12 protein-coding genes and 2 rRNA genes (1 of these 14 only partly in view) are annotated in these 15,591 nt (G+C 49.8%); 7 read left to right on the top strand and 7 right to left on the bottom strand.

From position 1 onward, the window contains the following. The 3 genes from R0134_RS01525 to R0134_RS01535 all read left to right on the top strand — a co-directional run. Window positions 1-1,159, top strand: a 23S ribosomal RNA gene (locus R0134_RS01525); it begins 1,734 nt to the left of the window's first position. Between the two features lie 90 nt (window positions 1,160-1,249). Next, a 5S ribosomal RNA gene (gene rrf / locus R0134_RS01530) occupies window positions 1,250-1,364 on the top strand. Window positions 1,365-1,888: 524 nt separating this feature from the next. Then, the gene (locus R0134_RS01535) at window positions 1,889-3,268 is read left to right on the top strand and encodes a PhoH family protein (protein WP_319783157.1); all 1,380 of its coding nucleotides are present in this window, start codon (window positions 1,889-1,891) and stop codon (window positions 3,266-3,268) included. Window positions 3,269-3,308: 40 nt separating this feature from the next. On the opposite strand, the gene thiQ is transcribed toward R0134_RS01535, so the two are convergent. The 3 genes from thiQ to thiB are packed head-to-tail and all read right to left on the bottom strand — an operon-like array spanning window position 3,309 to window position 6,590. Beyond that, complete coding sequence (gene thiQ, locus R0134_RS01540) at window positions 3,309-4,019, bottom strand: thiamine ABC transporter ATP-binding protein (RefSeq protein WP_319783158.1); 711 nt, start codon at window positions 4,017-4,019, stop codon at window positions 3,309-3,311. Beyond that, window positions 4,003-5,607 carry a thiamine/thiamine pyrophosphate ABC transporter permease gene (gene thiP, locus R0134_RS01545; protein WP_319783159.1) on the bottom strand — a complete coding sequence of 535 codons (1,605 nt, stop codon included), beginning with the start codon at window positions 5,605-5,607 and terminating at the stop codon, window positions 4,003-4,005. The genes thiQ and thiP overlap by 17 nt, the downstream gene beginning before the upstream one ends. Next, entirely contained in the window at window positions 5,607-6,590 is a 984-nt protein-coding gene (thiB, locus tag R0134_RS01550) for a thiamine ABC transporter substrate binding subunit (RefSeq protein WP_413641419.1), read from the bottom strand. Before thiB ends, thiP begins: the two co-directional genes overlap by 1 nt. A 200-nt stretch (window positions 6,591-6,790) precedes the next feature. On the opposite strand from thiB, the gene R0134_RS01555 reads away from it, so the two are divergent. Next, window positions 6,791-7,081, top strand: a complete 291-nt coding sequence (locus R0134_RS01555; RefSeq protein ID WP_319783160.1) for a PilZ domain-containing protein — start codon at window positions 6,791-6,793, stop codon at window positions 7,079-7,081. A 38-nt stretch (window positions 7,082-7,119) separates the two neighbouring features. Further along, window positions 7,120-7,575, top strand: a complete 456-nt coding sequence (locus tag R0134_RS01560; protein WP_319783161.1) for an acyl-CoA thioesterase — start codon at window positions 7,120-7,122, stop codon at window positions 7,573-7,575. 54 nt (window positions 7,576-7,629) lie between these two features. Here the strand turns inward: R0134_RS01560 and leuD are convergent, their stop codons facing one another. The 4 genes from leuD to leuA are packed head-to-tail and all read right to left on the bottom strand — an operon-like array spanning window position 7,630 to window position 12,307. After that, a complete protein-coding gene (gene leuD, locus R0134_RS01565) occupies window positions 7,630-8,229 on the bottom strand; it encodes a 3-isopropylmalate dehydratase small subunit (RefSeq protein WP_319783162.1) in 600 nt (199 codons plus the stop codon). 12 nt (window positions 8,230-8,241) lie between these two features. After that, on the bottom strand, window positions 8,242-9,639 hold the full coding sequence (gene leuC, locus R0134_RS01570; RefSeq protein WP_319783163.1) for a 3-isopropylmalate dehydratase large subunit: 1,398 nt from the start codon (window positions 9,637-9,639) through the stop codon (window positions 8,242-8,244). Continuing rightward, window positions 9,639-10,739, bottom strand: a complete 1,101-nt coding sequence (gene leuB / locus R0134_RS01575) for a 3-isopropylmalate dehydrogenase (RefSeq protein WP_319783164.1) — start codon at window positions 10,737-10,739, stop codon at window positions 9,639-9,641. Before leuB ends, leuC begins: the two co-directional genes overlap by 1 nt. 2 nt (window positions 10,740-10,741) lie before the next feature. Beyond that, window positions 10,742-12,307, bottom strand: coding sequence for a 2-isopropylmalate synthase (leuA, locus tag R0134_RS01580; protein ID WP_319783165.1), 1,566 nt, complete (start codon window positions 12,305-12,307; stop codon window positions 10,742-10,744). Between the two features lie 975 nt (window positions 12,308-13,282). Here leuA and R0134_RS01585 point away from each other — a divergent pair. Next, entirely contained in the window at window positions 13,283-15,001 is a 1,719-nt protein-coding gene (locus R0134_RS01585; protein WP_319783166.1) for an acetolactate synthase 3 large subunit, read from the top strand. Beyond that, the gene (gene ilvN, locus R0134_RS01590) at window positions 15,001-15,495 is read left to right on the top strand and encodes an acetolactate synthase small subunit (RefSeq protein ID WP_319783167.1); all 495 of its coding nucleotides are present in this window, start codon (window positions 15,001-15,003) and stop codon (window positions 15,493-15,495) included. Before R0134_RS01585 ends, ilvN begins: the two co-directional genes overlap by 1 nt. The last annotated feature ends 96 nt before the right edge of the window (window positions 15,496-15,591 follow it).

The raw sequence follows: 15,591 nt of genomic DNA on the forward strand, positions 1-15,591 counted from the left end.
CAGCCGCAGTGACCAGGTGGCTGGAACTGTTTATCAAAAACACAGCACTGTGCAAACTCGTAAGAGGACGTATACGGTGTGACACCTGCCCGGTGCTGGAAGGTTAAATGATGGGGTTAGCCTTCGGGTGAAGCTCTTGATTGAAGCCCCAGTAAACGGCGGCCGTAACTATAACGGTCCTAAGGTAGCGAAATTCCTTGTCGGGTAAGTTCCGACCTGCACGAATGGTGTAATCATGGCCACGCTGTCTCCACCCGAGACTCAGTGAAATTGAATTTGCGGTGAAGATGCCGTATACCCGCGGCTAGACGGAAAGACCCCGTGAACCTTTACTATAGCTTGGCACTGAACATTGGCCCTACATGTGTAGGATAGGTGGGAGACTGTGAAGTAGTGACGCTAGTTGCTATGGAGTCAACCTTGAAATACCACCCTTGTATGTCTGATGTTCTAACGTAGGCCCCTTATCGGGGTTGCGGACAGTGCCTGGTGGGTAGTTTGACTGGGGCGGTCTCCTCCTAAAGAGTAACGGAGGAGCACGAAGGTTGGCTAAGTACGGTCGGACATCGTACGGTTAGTGCAATGGCATAAGCCAGCTTAACTGCGAGACGGACAGGTCGAGCAGATACGAAAGTAGGTCATAGTGATCCGGTGGTTCTGTATGGAAGGGCCATCGCTCAACGGATAAAAGGTACTCCGGGGATAACAGGCTGATACCGCCCAAGAGTTCATATCGACGGCGGTGTTTGGCACCTCGATGTCGGCTCATCACATCCTGGGGCTGAAGTCGGTCCCAAGGGTATGGCTGTTCGCCATTTAAAGTGGTACGCGAGCTGGGTTCAGAACGTCGTGAGACAGTTCGGTCCCTATCTGCCGTGGGCGTTGGATGATTGAGAGGAGCTGCTCCTAGTACGAGAGGACCGGAGTGGACGAACCCCTGGTGTTCGGGTTGTATCGCCAGATGCATTGCCCGGTAGCTACGTTCGGAATCGATAACCGCTGAAAGCATCTAAGCGGGAAGCGAGCCTCAAGATGAGTCATCCCTAGGGCTTTACGCCCTCTGAAGGGCCGTTGGAGACTACAACGTTGATAGGCAGGGTGTGTAAGCGCAGCGATGCGTTGAGCTAACCTGTACTAATTACCCGTGCGGCTTAACCATACAACACCCAAGAAGTGTGAGACCTTGCGTAACAAGGCGACTTAAATTATTTCAGACTAACAAATTCAGCTCTCCAGATTACAATTTATGCCTGGCGGCCATAGCGCTGTGGAACCACCTGATCCCATGCCGAACTCAGTAGTGAAACGCAGCCGCGCCGATGATAGTGTGGCAGCTGCCATGTGAAAGTAGGTCACTGCCAGGCAACCAATTCAAAAAGCCCTTCACTGATGTGAAGGGCTTTTTCACGTCTGCAGCGCACACACTTTTACATGGTAAGGTAGACACTGCGGAGCGTAGCGACTTCTCTATGGTGAAAGGTGGCCGAAGCACGCCCGGAAAAGCAGCGCTTTGCAGTACTTCGCGACCCGAGCTCTGCCTTTTACCCTGAATAAGGGACTGGCCATGCCAGGCAACCAATTAAAAAAGCCCGATTCGAAAGAGTCGGGCTTTTTTTGTCTGAAATTTAGCAATAAGCTAAAAAAACATCGACTGTTGTATTTTTGCCCTCTCGAAATATCTCTCCGTTCAAAGTCGCAACTACAAAAACGAAGTCTGCCCTGCTTGTGTTCGTTTAGTGAGGCAACGCTCAATCATAGCTAGCCATTAGCCGCTAAACCTTGCCGAAAAGTAAGAAACGTCATAGCGTTAGGTTGTCATTAAGTGATTGCATTGCGATGCTAAATTAAGTGGTGACTATAAAAGGGCTAAGCCCGAGGGAGCAGGTCTATGGATGATAATGCCCGTAAACGCTTTATTCTGGATACCAATGTGCTCTTACATGAGCCACTTTCTATTTATTCCTTTAATGAACACCAAGTTTTGATACCCATGACGGTGCTGGAAGAACTGGATCGCATCAAAGATCGACAAAAAGACGTGAGCCGAGATGCCAGAGTCGCGATTAGAACCTTGGAGAGCCTGTTTCATGACGCCACACCGGATCAAATCATCGCCGGTGTCCCTTTAGGAAAGTTAGGAGAAGAGGCATCAGGCTCAATTGCTATCGTTACCGATAAGCACTTGCCTGAAGGTTATGCGATGTTTACCGATGATGAAGCGGATAATCGCATCATTAACACGGCGTTGTATCTGCAATACCAATTTCCCGACAGTAAAACCGTATTGGTGACCAAAGACATCAATATGCGCTTAAAAGCCAAAGGGGCAGGGCTGAAGTATGTTGAGGACTATCGCTCCGATCAATTAGTGGATGATATTCGTTTATTAGCTAAGGGATTTTATCATCAGGAAAACAGTTTTTGGGAGCGAGTGGGCGAGTGTGACAGTGAAACTCGTGGGCGCGAAGTTATCCATACGGTCGCCGATGAATTGCTGCCGGGTGCGCATATAAATCAATATCTGATAGATGATACCGATGACTTTGCTGGGCGCGTATTAGAAAAATTGGGTAATAAGGTTCGCTTCGTGGATCTGGGGCGCGAGCGCATGATGGGCCGTAAAGCTTGGGGCATACAGCCGAAGAATATTTATCAGGCCATGGCTTTGGATGCATTATTGGATCCCAATATTGAATTAGTGATTTTAACCGGCCCCGCAGGCAGTGGTAAAACGCTACTGGCGATGGCTGCGGCACTAGAGATGACCATTGAAAAGGGCATTTACGATAAAGTTATCGTCACGCGCAATACGCCAGAAATCGCCGAAAGTATTGGCTTCTTACCCGGTACTGAAGAAGAAAAAATGGCACCTTGGCTAGCGGCGATTACCGATACACTGGAAGTGCTGCACAAGCAAGACGAGTGTATGGAGGGCTCACTAAAATACATTATGGATAAAGCCAACCTGCAGTTTAAATCCGTCAATTTTATGCGGGGCCGTAGTATTCAAAATACCTTCGTGTTGCTGGATGAATGTCAGAACTTAACCGCCTCGCAATTAAAAACTATTATTACTCGTTGTGGAGAAGGCACGAAAATAGTGTGCTCTGGTAACTTGGCACAAATAGATTCTAATTACCTAACGCCCGTCACTTCAGGATTAACCTATATAGTGGAGCGTTTTAAAGACTTTGAGGGCAGTGCTAACGTCTACCTCAATGGTGTGATGCGCAGCCGTTTGGCGGCGTTTGCAGAAGAAAATCTTTAAATTGAAGTAAAAAATAAAGAATAAGTGCACAGCTTATCTATCATCTTCCATTACCACCTTGACCCAGATAAGCGGCTAATTCTGAAGTGCGGGGGGCTAATAATAGCTCCCCGTTTCCTTGCTCCAAGATGCGCCCCTGATGAATAAACACCAATTGGTCTGCTATCCGTGCCGCTTCTTCCGGATGATGGGTGACCAGCAGAACGGTGAGCTGCAGTTGATCCGCTTGGCTGCGTAACAGCGCCAATAACTCATAGCGCAACGCGGGATCGAGAGCAGAGAAAGGCTCATCTAATAGCAAGATAGGGCGTCGACGAGCTAAGCTGCGCGCTAAGCCCACTCTTTGTTGTTGGCCTCCGGATAAGGAGGCTGGCATACGTTGCAGTAAGTCAGCGATACCAACTTGGCTGGCGACCTCTTGGATCTGCTGCTCTTGTGCGGCGTTGAGCTTGAGAGAGGGAGATAAGCCAATCGCAATATTCTGATAAACACTGAGATGCCAAAAAAGATTATGGTCTTGAAATAGCGTAGTGATCGGTCGTTCGGCTGGGGATAGTGCGTTTAAGGATTGGCCATTAAATAGTAAGTCCCCCGAATCAATAGGCGAAAAGCCTCCAATCATGGCTAGTAACGTGGATTTTCCTGCGCCGCTGGGACCAATGAGTGCGGTTATCTCTCCTGCCTTGGCGGACAAGGTGAAGTTAAGATCAAGCTCTGGGTAGCGAGCACAGAGCTCAGTTAGTTGCAGCATCTTTGCCTCCCAATACACCCTCAATCAACATAAATAATCCTAGGCTTAACATTAGTAACACCAATGCCGTGGCACTGGCTTCGGTAAGCTGATAATTACCCAGCTGCTGATATAGCAGCCAAGGCAGCGTTTGTAGTGACTGGCTGCCAAATAAGGCAATGGCACTCAAATCGCCCAGCGATAACATCATGGCCAAAGCAAAAGTGAGCGCCATGGATTTTCGTAACAGTGGCCACTCCACTTGTTTAATGCGTGCCCAGCCATTAATGCCTAAACTCTCGCACAGTTTGTGATGCTGGCGACTGACTCGCTCCATCGGGGCTTGTAAGGCGCGCAGGCCATAGGGCAACGCCATTAAGGCATTCACTAATAACACCAGTATTGGCCCCAGCGTAAACACATCGGCCACGTTGCGCAGCATAATAAACAAGCCGGTTGATAACACCACCGCCGGTAGCACCAAGATAATGGAGCCGATGGCTTCCATCAGCGCGGCACTGCGTCGACGCTGTAACTGCAAGCGAAGGTGGCGGCTAGTGATCAGCAGGCTCACGGTAAACAGCATAGATAACAGCGCCGCCCCCGAAGCAATCAGTAGAGAGGTGCGTGTGGCATGCCAGAGCTGGGCCGAGCTTAGGGCGGCGACGAGTTTAGGATTTAAACCACTGCTGATAATGGCCAGCAGCGGTGGCAAAAACAGTGCTAAGCACAAGATTAAGACTAACGTGTCCCACAATCGTAAACTTAATTGGTGGCGATCTGGGCGAGCGATTAGCCCCAGATTACTAGGCTGGACGGCAGTAGAGCGGGAAGTAAAACGATATTGCAGCAGTAAGAAACTGGCGCAAAACAACAGTTGCAATAAGGCCAGCATACCGGCGTAGGGCAGGTCGAAATCAAAGCGTATCGCTTGATAGATGGCGACTTCTAAGGTGGTGGATTTAGGGCCGCCGCCTAGCGCCATTACGGTGGCGAAACTGGTGAAGCAAAGCATAAAGATCATGCTGGCAAGCGCAGGCAGTGCACTGCGCATCATCGGCCATTCTAGGCGTAAAAATAATTGCCAACCGTTAAAACCCAATTGGCTGGCAATGCGCCACTGGCTAGCGGGAATACTCTCTATGGCTTGCAGTAATATTCGCGCAGCCAAGGGCATATTGAAGAATATATGCGCCAATAAGATGCCAGTTAAGCCATAAAGGTAGCCTACAGATTCTAAGCCAAAAGCGTGCAGTAACTGGTTCACCCAGCCTTGGCGGCCGTGTACCGTGACTATGCCAAACACCACTAAGATCACCGGCAACACCAGTGATAGACCGAATAAGCGTAATAGCAGAGTACGACCGATAAAGCGGCGCCGTGATAAGGCTTGCGCCAAAGGTATGGCTAATAGCAGGCTAAGCAGGGTTGAGAGCAGCGCCTGATAGAAGCTAAACCAAATGATATGCACAAGGTAGCTATCGTTTAATAAGGCTCCTAAGTCGTGCTCGCGGCTTTGCAGGAGCAATGCCGTGATGGGACCCGCAGTCAGCAGCAGGATGGCGAATAGACTTAAGCTGCCGGGTAGCCACCAGTTACGCTTAGTCATCAGCGGATGACGGCGTTACGCCAGGCTCTTAGCCACTGACTGCGCTGCTTTGATACTTGCTCTGTGCTAAAGCTTAACGCCTGCTCAGGAACGGTTAGCTCTGCAAAACTGTCGGGCAAGAGGGTGTCGATCACCGGATACATCCAGTTGCCGCTAGCTACGTGCTGCTGAAATGCCGGAGTCAGCATAAAGGCCATAAACTGGCGGGCTAGCTGGGGTTGGCTACTAGTTTTTAAGACGGCGGCCACTTCTACTTGTAGATAGTGACCTTCGCTAAAATTTGCCGCCTTATATTGATGCTGTTGCTCGGCGCTAATGTGATAGGCCGGCGAGCTGGTGTAAGACAGCACTAAGTCGGCCTCACCCTTCAAGAACATACCATAAGACTCACTCCAACCTTTGGTGACGGCCACCGTACGCTGAGCTAGGTTTTGCCACACGCTTGGCGCTTGCTCGTCGTAGAGCTTTTGTACCCACAGCATTAAACCTTGGCCGGGGGTACTGGTGCGTGGATCTTGATACAAAATAGTGAGCTCGGGGCGCTCGAGTAATTCGGCAAAGCTGTGCGGCGGGTTTTTAAGTTTTTCGGCATTATAAATAAAAGCAAAATAGCCATAGTCGTAGGGCAAAAATACCGAGTCGGACCAACCATTCGGCACGCTAAGTGCAGGGAGAGTTTGCTGGTGTTCGGCCAATAAATCGGTGGCTTTGGCCGCGGCTAATAAGCTGTCATCCAACCCTAAAATCACATCGGCTTTGCTGTGTTTACCTTCTAGGCGCAACCGATTAAGGATAGAAACGCCGTCGTCTAGTGCTACAAATTTAAGCTGGCAGTCACATTCAGCTTCAAAAGCCTGCTTAATTGCCGGTCCTGGCCCCCAATCAGATGCAAATGAGCTATATGTATAAATGGTCAGTGTTTCTTGCTTCGCAAATGCGGAGCCGGCCACTAATAGCATCAGCAAGGGTAATAATTTATACACAGAGCACTCCTAATGAAGGAAAGGGCCACCACGTAAACGGGCGGCATTGCTGACTAAAATAAGGTCAACAGTAGTCGCAGAGGGAGATTTAGCCACTGCGCATGAATGAGCTATAACGATTGAAGTTGAAGGTATTGTAGGTCTATTTTTTTAGCTAAACCAGTGTCTTAGGGATCACAAACTTACAAGGAAAGTAAAACATGATGTTAACCAAGGAAGAACAGCGGGTATTTAATCGTATGCAGCTCAATACCAAGGTTATTCTTGCCACTGCCCAATCTCGCATTGAAGGAGTCTGTCGTAATTTGAGCGCACAAGGGGTGCTGATGGAAGTCTCCAATGGTCAATGCCAGATCGGTGAGGAATGGCAGCTAGTGGTGCCTTCGGCAGACAATCAAGTACAGCCATTAAAGGCCATGGCCAGAGTGTTGCGCGTCGACGCTGGTGAAAGAACCGATATGGTGGCACTCACGCTAACCGAAGTAAGATAACAGATACGGTAAAGTACGATTAAGAGGCACGATATACGATGGTGATAAACGGCACGGGTTTTCCAGTCAGTCTGAAAATCCCTGTGGCTTGGGGCGACATGGATGCACTGCAACACGTGAATAACGTGGTGTATTTTCGCTATTTTGAAACCATTCGCATTGAGTACTTTCAGCGCATTGGTTTGATGAAGTTATTAGCGAGTGAACAAGTGATGCCGGTGGTCGCAGAAACCAGCGCTCGCTATCGGCGGCCGGTTATTTTTCCCGATACCTTATTGGTGGAGGCAAAGGTGAGCGAAGTTGGCGAATGTGGGTTTAGCATGAGTTATCAAGTTACAAGCTTGCAGCAGGGTGAAGTAACTACGCAGGGTTCAGCACGAGTGGTGATGTTGGATAAAAACACCGGTAAGAAGAAGGTATTAACCGCAGAGCTTAAGCGGCAAATTCTACAGTTAGAACACTTACCAATAGAACACCTACCAACAGAGCCATAAAAAACGCCGACCTTCGTCGGCGTTTTAATTAGCATTATATTTAAACCAACAAACTTACAGCCAGCTAGGTTGCTGTGCTTCAAAGTCGTCGATTTGTGCTTGATGCTGCAAAGTCAGACCTATGCTATCTAGGCCGTTGAGCAGGCAGTAGCGGCGAAATTCATCAATTTCAAACGAGAAATTAAGATCACCTACGCGCACTTCCAAGGCTTCTAGATCGACGGTGACGTCGGCCGCTGGGGTCGCTTTCACGTGAGCAAACAGTGCGTCCATTTCGGCGTCGGTTAACTTAACCGGTACCATGCCGTTGTTAATAGCGTTGCCATAAAAAATATCGGCAAAGCTAGGTGCGATTACCGCTTTTAGGCCAAAATCGCTCAGTGCCCAAGGGGCGTGTTCACGGCTAGAGCCGCAACCAAAGTTTTCGCGCGCCAACAAGATCACCGCTTTATCAAACGGGGCTTGGTTGAGCACAAACTCAGGATTAGGCTGCTCACCGGCTTCATCTAAGAAGCGTGAGTCATGAAACAAATGCTTACCAAACCCTGAGCGCGTTACTTTTTGTAAGAACTGCTTAGGGATAATCTGATCCGTATCCACGTTCGCCACATCCAAAGGGGCGGCAATACCGGTTAATTGCTTAAATCCGCTCATCTCTAAAACCCCTTATAAATCACGAATGTCGACGAAGTGTCCGAACACGGCAGCGGCAGCGGCCATGGCAGGGCTCACCAAGTGCGTACGACCACCGCGGCCTTGGCGACCTTCGAAGTTACGGTTACTGGTGGCAGCACAACGCTCGCCGGGCAGTAAACGGTCGTTGTTCATGGCTAAGCACATGGAGCAACCAGGCAAGCGCCACTCAAAGCCCGCTTCGAGAAAGATCTTATCTAAGCCTTCAGCTTCGGCTTGAGCTTTCACCTGCTGTGAACCTGGTACCACTAACGCTTGTACGCCGGCGGCGACTTTACGGCCTTGGGCGATGGCGGCTGCAGCACGCAAGTCTTCGATGCGGCTGTTAGTACAAGAGCCAATAAACACCTTGTCTACGCTAACGTCGGTCAGCTTGGTGCCACCTTCTAATGCCATATACTGCAGTGACTTAATGGCGGTTTGACGCTCGGCGACATCGGTCATGTCGGCGGGTACAGGAATGGTCTCATTAATGCCCATCACCTGACCTGGGTTGGTGCCCCAAGTTACTTGCGGTGCGATATCGGCACCGTCTAACTCAACCACGGCATCAAACTTAGCATCAGCATCAGACTTCAACGTCTGCCAATAAGCGACGCCGTTATCCCAGTCCTCACCTTTAGGCGCGAATGGCTTGCCCTGCAAATAATCAAAGGTGGTTTGGTCGGGGGCGATTAAACCGGCTTTCGCGCCCAGCTCAATGGCCATGTTACAGATGGTCATGCGCGCTTCCATGGATAGCGCCTCAATCACGCTGCCGCAGAATTCCACTACATAACCGGTACCACCCGCGTGGGTGACCTTGCCGATAATGGCCAACACCACGTCTTTAGCGCTAATGCCGGGCTTAAGCGCGCCATTAACTTGGATTTTCATGGTTTTTGCACGACCCTGTTTCAGGGTTTGCGTGGCCATCACGTGCTCAACTTCTGAGGTGCCAATACCAAATGCCAAGGCGCCAAAAGCACCGTGAGTGGCGGTATGGGAGTCACCACACACGATAGTGGTGCCAGGCAGGGTTAAGCCTAATTCAGGACCGATAACATGCACGATGCCTTGGTACTTGTGGTGCAAGTCATACAAAGGCACGCCAAACTCTTCACAGTTCTTGGCCAGCGTTTCCATTTGGATGCGGGCCATTTCACCGGAGGCGGCAATGTCATTGGTTTCTGTGGATACGTTGTGATCCATGGTCGCCCAAGTACGGTCTGGGCGACGCAGCTTGCGGCCTTTTTCACGCAAACCATCAAAGGCTTGCGGAGACGTTACTTCGTGCACTAAATGGCGGTCGATATACAACAAAGGTGTTTCGCCTGCTTCGTTACGCACCAAGTGCGCATCAAAGACTTTTTGATATAAGGTCTTAGACATTAGCTTGCTCTCCTAATGCGATTCGCAATGTGCTCGCCCATTTGTACCGTAGTTTGTACTGGGTTTTTCGCGTCTGGGCTGTAGAGATCACCACTGAAGAAACCTTCGGCTAAGGTTTCGCTGACCGCGCGCTCAATGGCGGTGGCGGCTTCTTCCAGCTTAAAGCTGTAACGCAGCATAAGTGCGGCCGATAAAATCTGTGCGATCGGGTTAGCGATACCTTTACCGGCAATATCTGGCGCCGAACCACCCGCGGGCTCGTATAAGCCAAAACCTTGGTCGTTCAAGCTCACAGAAGGCAGTAAGCCCATAGAGCCGGTCAGCATGGCCATTTCGTCAGAGATAATGTCGCCAAACAAGTTAGAACACAGCATAACGTCAAACTGGGACGGATCTTTGATCAGCTGCATGGTCGCGTTATCGATGTAGATATGGTTCAAGGTCACGTCTGGGTAATCTTTTGCCACTTCTATCACTACTTCACGCCACAAGATGGATGCTTGCAATACGTTGGCTTTATCGACGGAGGTCACTAGGCCACGACGACCTTGGGCCGCTTCAAAGGCTAAGCGTGCGATACGCTCAATCTCAAAACGGTGATACACCTCGGTATCAAACGCTTTTTCTTGCTCGCCTGAACCTTCACGGCCTTTGGGTTGACCAAAGTAGATGCCACCGGTCAGCTCGCGCATACACACGATGTCAAAGCCACGAGCACTGATATCGGCACGCAAAGGTGAGAAGCCTTCTAAGCCTTTGTAGATACGTGCTGGGCGCATATTACAAAATAGCTTGAAGTGACCGCGCAGGGGCAGCAGGGCGCCGCGCTCAGGCTGGTCGTTCGGCGGTAAATGTTCCCACTTAGGGCCGCCTACCGAACCGAACAGCACAGCGTCGGCTGCTTCACAGGCCGCCAAGGTCGAGGCCGGCAGCGGAGTGCCGTGGTTGTCGATGGCGATGCCACCCACATCATGGTGACTGTACTCCAGACGAAAACCAAACTCAGTCTGTACCTTGTCTAATACCTTGAGGGCTTCTGCCATCACTTCTGGGCCTATGCCGTCACCGGGCAATACGGCGACCTTGTAACTTGCACTCATACTCACACTGTCTCCACACGAATTTTATTTTGAATGGCTTCTTTTTTTTCTGCGACCTGTTCGGCACGCCAAATGCTGTTAATCACATGTACTAAGGCTTGGGCAGACGATTCGACTATGTCGGTGGCCAGACCCATGCCGTGGAATTTGCGCCCGTTGTGCTCGGCGACGATGTCCACTTGGCCAAGGGCGTCTTTACCTTCGCCCTTGCTCTTAAGCTCATATTTGTCGACGCGAATATCATAACCCGTTACGCGGTTAATACACTGATAAACGGCATCCACTGGGCCATTGCCCACGGCGGCTTCATTGATGACTTCGCCACCAATGGTCATACGTACACTGGCGGTCGACATCACATTACTGCCAGACTGCACGCTGAGGTACTTAAGCTTGAACTGCTCGGGTTCTTCATGAATTTGGCTGAAGAAGACCAAGGCTTCTAAATCGTAATCAAACACCTGACCTTTACGGTCGGCCAGCTCTACAAAGCTTTCGTACAGTGCGTCGAGCTCATAATCTTGCTCGCCGTAGCCCATTTCGCTCATGCGGTGTTTGATCACATGGCGGCCTGAGCGCGAGGTTAAGTTCAACTCGTTCTTCTGCAAGCCAATGCTTTCTGGGGTAATGATTTCGTAGGTGTTCTTGCTCTTCAATACGCCGTCTTGGTGAATACCAGAAGAATGTGAGAAGGCATTAGCGCCAACAATGGCCTTGTTCGGCTGTACGGGCATATTGCACAGATTGCGCACTAACTGGCTGGTACGGTAAATTTCTTGATGCTTGATATTAGTGTGCAACCCTAAGAATTCGGCTCGGGTCTTCAATATCATGGCAATTTCTTCTAACGAGCAGTTGCCTGCCCGCTCGCCAATGCCGTTGATGGTACATTCAATCTGGCGTGCACCATATTGGACTGCCGCAATGGAGTTGGCGACCGACATCCCTAAGTCATCATGGCAATGCACAGAGATCACCGCTTTATCGATATTAGGTACGCGGTTAAATAAGGTTTGGATAATGCCACCAAACTCGCTTGGTACCGTATAACCCACAGTGTCAGGAATGTTCACCGTAGTGGCGCCGGCGTTAATTGCGGCTTCTACCATTCGGCACAGGTTATCGATGGGCGTACGGCCTGCATCTTCACAAGAAAACTCCACATCATCCGTATAGCGGCGCGCATGCTTTACCGCATGCACCCCCATGGCTAATACAGAGTCGAAGTCTTTGCGTAACTTGCTCTGCACGTGAATGTCGGATGTAGAAATAAAGGTGTGAATGCGAAACTGTTCGGCAGACTTTAACGCTGCTGCTGCGGCATCTATATCGGCTTCCAAGGCGCGGGCCAGCGCACACACGCGGCTGTTCTTGATATGGCGCGCTATGGTTTGTACCGATTCAAAATCACCTGGGGATGAAATAGGAAAGCCCACTTCCATCACATCTACACCTAAGCGTTCGAGCGCATAAGCAATTTGTAATTTTTCTTTAACCGTTAGGCTGGCGGAAAGCGCCTGTTCGCCGTCTCGCAAGGTGGTATCGAATATAATGACTTGGTCCGACATGTCGCTTTCCTCTTAATTGTGTACTGCTGAGAACTATGTACCGAGAGTCGTGTACTCGTGGTATGTACCTTGCCGCCCGCGACAGATATAAAAAACCCGTGCGGATGGCACGGGTTTTTTATTGGTATAGTATGTGGATGATGAATTCCAGCTACAACCGACCCATGCGCGTGAGCACTAGTGAGGTTAGTAATAATAGTAGCTGAGTGTGTTTGAACATAGCGCTCATCCATCATCGAAGAATAGTTTCGTGAACAACAGTATAGCAATAACTTTAAACGTAGGCGATGTCAATATTATTGTCGCATTTATCTTGCTGTGTTGCAGCTTAATAAACTGGTAATTAGTTTTTTACTAATATTTTGCTCTGTGTTTTGTTCAAGTGGCGAAGTCTTACACTGCTATTGACTGGTAGTCGATATAAGCGTCTAGCAAGGCGTTTCTGCCTGTTTGCTGAGTAAGCCAGCAGCAGGCTGAAGGTATTTAAGAAGGCGTATCAGTTTTAGCAAAAGTACTAATAGCATATATAAAGCGGTGTGTGGCGATATGGTTCTAAAATGCGGACTTCTGCGCAAAGCCTGCTATTAGCATGTGACGCTAGGTTAATGAGCTGCTAGCCTTGTTAGCAGACTCAAAGTAGTCAGGTTCAATCGTTAGACCCCAGTTAGCAGGTTCAAACTAGCCTCTGGTTGGTGGGATATAAAATTAGTGCGTCAACGGCACTGATCACAGGCTGTAGAGCTTTAACAAAGCTCGTAGACAAGCGATTTAAAGCAGGTTAAGGTGATTTTTCTTCCTTTTTCTGCCTAACTTTATCCCATCAGGCAGAAGTGTTTGTTTTTTATATAAAGATAAAAGCTATTTGCTTTGCACTGTTTTCATGTCTAAAAAGTGTCATGCCTAAAAGGTGTAACGCCTAAAAGGACTAGCACGCACAGCCGCACAGCAAATAGAGTAAAGCCTGGAGGGCTTATCATGGAGATGTTATCAGGCGCACAAATGGTGGTTCGGGCGCTGGAAGATCAGGGAGTCGAGCATTTATTCGGCTATCCCGGCGGTTCAGTGCTTGATATCTATGACGCCTTATTTGAAAACAGCAAAATTGAACATGTATTAGTGCGCCACGAACAGGCAGCGGTACATATGGCCGACGGCTATACCCGCGCTACGGGTAAAGTCGGCACCGTGCTGGTGACGTCAGGCCCAGGTGCGACTAACTGTATTACCGGTATTGCCACCGCTTATATGGACTCGATCCCTATGGTGGTGCTGTCGGGTCAGGTGCCAACTTATTACATTGGTGATGACGCCTTCCAAGAAACCGATATGCTGGGTATCTCGCGGCCTATCGTTAAGCACAGCTTTATCTGTAAGAAGGCCTCAGATATTCCGCTGGCCATTAAAAAAGCCTATTACATCGCCGCCAGTGGCCGCCCTGGTCCTGTGGTTATTGACTTGCCGAAAGATGTGCAAAACCCGCTGGAAAAACATCCCTATGTTTATCCTGAATCGGTGTCGATGCGCTCTTATAACCCCACCAGCGTGGGTCATAAAGGCCAAATCAAAAAGGCCATGCAAGCGCTTGCTGCTGCCAAACGCCCGATCATGTATGTGGGCGGCGGTGCAGTAACCGCAGAAGCCAGTGCTTTGGTGATTGAGTTAGCAGAAAAGTTTAACTTGCCGGTGACTAACACTCTGATGGGGCTCGGCGTGATGCCGGGTACGCATAAGCAGTTTGTGGGCATGTTGGGCATGCACGGAACTTATGAAGCCAATAAGAGCATGCATAACTCGGACTTTATTCTCGCCATTGGTGCGCGTTTCGATGACCGGGTAACCAACAACGTCGCCAAGTTCTGCCCCGATGCCACCATAGCGCACGTCGATATCGACCCGACCTCGGTCTCGAAAAATATCAAGGCGCACATTCCTATTGTGGGCTCAGCGGATGCGGTATTAGAGCAGATGCTGGACATCATTCGTGAGCTGGGTTTAAACACTGACCCTAACGCCATGACCGATTGGTGGACACAAATTGACGAATGGCGAGCACTTAAGTGCTTAGATTATGCCAAAAGCGACACCTATATTAAGCCGCAACAAGTCATTGAGTCTATCTATCGTATTACCGAAGGTAAGGCCATGGTCAGCTCAGACGTGGGCCAGCATCAAATGTTTGCCGCGCTCTACTACCCGTTCGATAAGCCGCGCCAATGGATCAACTCCGGCGGTTTGGGCACCATGGGCTTTGGTTTACCGGCCGCCATGGGCGCGCAAATGGCACGACCCGATGCGGTTTCTATCTGTGTGACCGGTGATGGCTCTATTCAGATGAATATTCAAGAGCTGTCTACCTGTATGCAATACAACATACCGGTGAAGATTATCTCCCTGAACAACCATTCGCTTGGCATGGTGAAGCAGTGGCAGAAGATGTTTTATGAAGGTCGCGAAAGCCACTCTTATATGGACTCTTTGCCGGACTTTGTGAAACTGGCGGAAGCTTATGGCCATGTGGGCATTCGGGTATCGGATCCTAAAGAGCTGGATGCGGCACTCGAGAAGTGTTTCTCGATGACCGACAAGCTGGTGTTTATGGATATTATTATCGATCCAGAAGAGCACGTTTATCCGATGCAGATTAAAACCGGTGCTATGGATGACATGTATTTAAGTAAAACGGAGAGAACCTAATGCGGCGTATTATATCCCTGTTACTGGAAAACGAGTCCGGTGCCTTGAGCCGCGTAGTGGGCTTGTTTTCTCAGCGCGCTTATAACATCGAAACTTTGACCGTAGCACCGACCGAAGATCCGACGCTGTCGCGCATGACCATAGTCACCGCCGGTGATGAGCGCCAAATTGAGCAGATCATCAAGCAGCTGAACAAGCTGGTGGATGTGCTCAAAGTGAGTGACTTGAGCGAAGGCGATCACATAGAGCGCGAAATTGTGCTGGTGAAAGTGCGAGCCGATGGCGCGAATCGCGATGAAGTAAAGCGCACCGCCGATATCTTTCGCGGCCAAATCGTCGATGTGTCGCCACATCTGTACACGGTACAGTTGGTGGGCACCAGCGATAAGCTCGATGCTTTTATTCGCAACATGAGTGAGAGCACCGAAGTCGTGGAAGTGGTGCGCAGCGGTGTGTGTGGTATTGCACGCGGCGAAAAATCACTGCGCTCGTAATTGAGCTAAGCGTGATGCATCTCAAAAACCGCCTTCGGGCGGTTTTTTTATGGCGAGCAAGAGCTGTAAAGTGTGCGGTGTAAGAGAAACAGGTCG

The sequence above is a fragment of the Oceanisphaera sp. IT1-181 genome, from assembly GCF_033807535.1.
Classification (GTDB): Bacteria; Pseudomonadota; Gammaproteobacteria; order Enterobacterales; family Aeromonadaceae; genus Oceanimonas.

Bases quoted from the DNA above. Each gene is read 5' to 3' on its own strand.
- R0134_RS01560 (WP_319783161.1), top strand. From the start codon at position 7,120: ATGGTGATAAACGGCACGGGTTTTCCAGTCAGTCTGAAAATCCCTGTG.
- R0134_RS01535 (WP_319783157.1), top strand. From the start codon at position 1,889: ATGGATGATAATGCCCGTAAACGCTTTATTCTGGATACCAATGTGCTC.
- leuC (WP_319783163.1), bottom strand. From the start codon at position 9,639: ATGTCTAAGACCTTATATCAAAAAGTCTTTGATGCGCACTTGGTGCGT.
- leuB (WP_319783164.1), bottom strand. From the start codon at position 10,739: ATGAGTGCAAGTTACAAGGTCGCCGTATTGCCCGGTGACGGCATAGGC.
- ilvN (WP_319783167.1), top strand. From the start codon at position 15,001: ATGCGGCGTATTATATCCCTGTTACTGGAAAACGAGTCCGGTGCCTTG.
- leuD (WP_319783162.1), bottom strand. From the start codon at position 8,229: ATGAGCGGATTTAAGCAATTAACCGGTATTGCCGCCCCTTTGGATGTG.
- thiP (WP_319783159.1), bottom strand. From the start codon at position 5,607: ATGACTAAGCGTAACTGGTGGCTACCCGGCAGCTTAAGTCTATTCGCC.
- R0134_RS01585 (WP_319783166.1), top strand. From the start codon at position 13,283: ATGGAGATGTTATCAGGCGCACAAATGGTGGTTCGGGCGCTGGAAGAT.
- thiQ (WP_319783158.1), bottom strand. From the start codon at position 4,019: ATGCTGCAACTAACTGAGCTCTGTGCTCGCTACCCAGAGCTTGATCTT.
- leuA (WP_319783165.1), bottom strand. From the start codon at position 12,307: ATGTCGGACCAAGTCATTATATTCGATACCACCTTGCGAGACGGCGAA.
- R0134_RS01555 (WP_319783160.1), top strand. From the start codon at position 6,791: ATGATGTTAACCAAGGAAGAACAGCGGGTATTTAATCGTATGCAGCTC.